This window comes from Promineifilum sp. (SeqCode) (genome assembly GCF_041918635.1).
Lineage (GTDB): Bacteria > Chloroflexota > Anaerolineae > Promineifilales > Promineifilaceae > Promineifilum.
Genome location: NZ_JAYRVJ010000636.1, coordinates 1 through 2,282, shown reverse-complemented (window position 1 = coordinate 2,282; position 2,282 = coordinate 1). Strand labels below are relative to the sequence as shown.

1 protein-coding gene and 2 pseudogenes are annotated in these 2,282 nt (G+C 66.2%); 2 read left to right on the top strand and 1 reads right to left on the bottom strand.

Annotation, left to right across the window (positions count from 1 at the left end):
- A pseudogene (locus tag ACE3UY_RS18660) lies at window positions 1-295 on the top strand (hypothetical protein); the annotation flags it as partial.
- An 85-nt stretch (window positions 296-380) separates the two neighbouring features.
- On the opposite strand, the gene ACE3UY_RS18655 reads toward ACE3UY_RS18660, so the two are convergent.
- Complete coding sequence (locus ACE3UY_RS18655) at window positions 381-1,418, bottom strand: homoserine dehydrogenase (protein ID WP_374688988.1); 1,038 nt, start codon at window positions 1,416-1,418, stop codon at window positions 381-383.
- 248 nt (window positions 1,419-1,666) lie between these two features.
- Between ACE3UY_RS18655 and ACE3UY_RS18650 the strand changes: the two are divergent.
- Window positions 1,667-2,282, top strand: a pseudogene (locus tag ACE3UY_RS18650) (hypothetical protein); the annotation flags it as partial.

Genomic DNA, 2,282 nt, shown 5'->3' with positions numbered 1-2,282 from the left:
CCGCGCCAACGAGTTCGCCAGCCTGCTTTCGCGGCCCGGCGACGAGCGGCTGCTGACGCGCCTGGCGGCCATCCTGCGGCTGGCGGAGTTTTTGGAGCGGGGCCGCAACGCCAACGTCGATGACCTCAGCGCCCACTGGGACGAGCAGACGCTCTACCTGATGCTCTATGCCGACGAGTTCCCGGCGGTGGAAATCTGGGAGGCGCAGCGCCACGCCGTCGGCCTGATAGGCAAGGCGTTTGGGCGGCAGGTCGTGCTGGAAAGCGCCGCCGCCCCGGGCGACTGGCGGGCCTAAGAGGGAAGAATCCGCAGATTTTGCAGATTACGCAGATTTCTCTCTGAAATCTGCGTAATCTGCGAAATCTGCGGATGATTCTTTCTTAGCGGGTCATGTGCTGGTGAATCTCTAGCAGGTCGGACAGGACGGCATAGCCTGTCTCCACCCGCCCCGCGCCGGGGCCGACGATGGTCACGTCGCCGAGCAGCTGGGTGACGAAGGTGATGGCGTTAGTCGCGCCGGCGATGCCGGCCAGCGGATGGTTCAACGACAGGCGCATGGGCTTCACGCACGCCTTAACCGCGTCCGGCCCCCGCTCCACCCAGGCCACCAGCTTCCACACCTCGCCCACCTTCTGCGCCCGGACAATGTCCTTGGTGCTCAGGTTGCCGATGCCCTCGCGCTCGACGTTCTCCAGCTTGAGCGGCACGCCGAGCAGCAGGTTGGAGAGGATGACGATCTTGATCGCCGCGTCGTAGCCGTCCACGTCGGCCGCCGGGTTGGCTTCGGCGTAGCCCTTCATCTGCGCTTCGGCCAGCGCCGACTCGTAGGACTCTCCCTCGGCCATGCGCGTCAGGATGTAGTTGGTCGTGCCGTTCAGGATACCCTGGATGCGGGCCACGCCGGCCGCGGCCAGCAAGTCGCGCCCGACGCGCAGCACCGGCGTGCCGCCCATGACCGTGCCCTCGACCCCCAGCCGGACGCCGCGCTCGGCGGCCAGCGCCGACAGTTCAGGGTAGTGCAGGGCGACCGGCCCCTTGTTGGTCGTCACCACGTGGCGATCCTGGGCGATGGCCGCGCGGATGTAGCCGGCGGCCGGCTCGCCGCTCAGCAGGTCGCTGGAGGTCATGTCGATGATGACGTCGGCGTTGCTTTCGTTGATGACGCGCAGCACGTCCCAGCCGGCGTAGGGAGCGGGAACGGTGTCGATGCGGTTCGTCTCGCTGTAGACCGACAAGAGTTGGCCGGGGTCGAAACCTTCGGGGTGATAGATACATCCGCGGCGGGCGGTGTTGACGGCGACAATGCGGTACTCGGCGCCGTATTGCCCGGCGATCCGCTCGCTGTGATCGCGCAGGATGGTCGTCAACCCCTGTCCAACGTTGCCAAAACCAAGGAGGGCGAGTCTGTAGGTGCGCATAGGGTACTATCCATTCACTGCCAGTGCTCATGCCAGGGACGCAACACTCCTGTTCTTACCTGCTTGGCGCCCCTGGCGTGAACCGCTATTCCATTCATCGTAGGCAAATTGTAGCATATGAACCCTTGCCGTCCTTGCCAATGACGCCGTACACTAGGGGGTTGGCCGGCAAAACGGCCCAAAGCATTGTAAAAAGATCGATTTCTATGAATAAAGACCGTTCTGCGCGCCTCCGCGGCGCGCTCGTGATGCTGGTAGCTCTCTTGTGGCTGGTGACCGCCGGCCGGCCGGCGCTGGCCCAGACGAGCACCCCCATCGCCGACGAGACCGGCGATCCTACTGAAACCCCTTCCAGCGCCGAACGCCCCACCGATATTCGCTTTGGCGTCATCGAGAGCTATGAAGACCCGGCCAGAGCCAGCCAGCTGGGCGCGGCCTGGACGCGGGTGCGCTTCCAGTGGGCTGACGTGCAGCCCGATGGCCCCGATGACTGGCAGCCGCCCATCGACGACGAGACACTGGCCGCCGAGCTGGCCGCCGGGCGCGAGGTGGTGGGGCTGCTCATCGGCGTGCCGGGGTGGGCGCGCGACCGGACGGGCGTGCCGCGCGGCCTGGCGCTGGCCCCCGACGCGCCCGGCAACACCTGGGCCGTCTTCGTCGGCGACATTGTGGCCCGCTACGCCGGACGCATCGACCGCTGGATCATCTGGAATGAGCCTGACATCGCCGACCGCGATGCCCCCGGCCACACCTGGGATGGCACGCTGGAGCAGTTCGTCCAGTTGCAGCGGACAGCCTACCTGGCGGCCAAGGCGGCCAACCCCGATGCCTTTGTGCATTTGGGCGCGTTCACCTACTTCTGGG

Bases quoted from the DNA above. Each gene is read 5' to 3' on its own strand.
- ACE3UY_RS18655 (WP_374688988.1), bottom strand. From the start codon at position 1,418: ATGCGCACCTACAGACTCGCCCTCCTTGGTTTTGGCAACGTTGGACAG.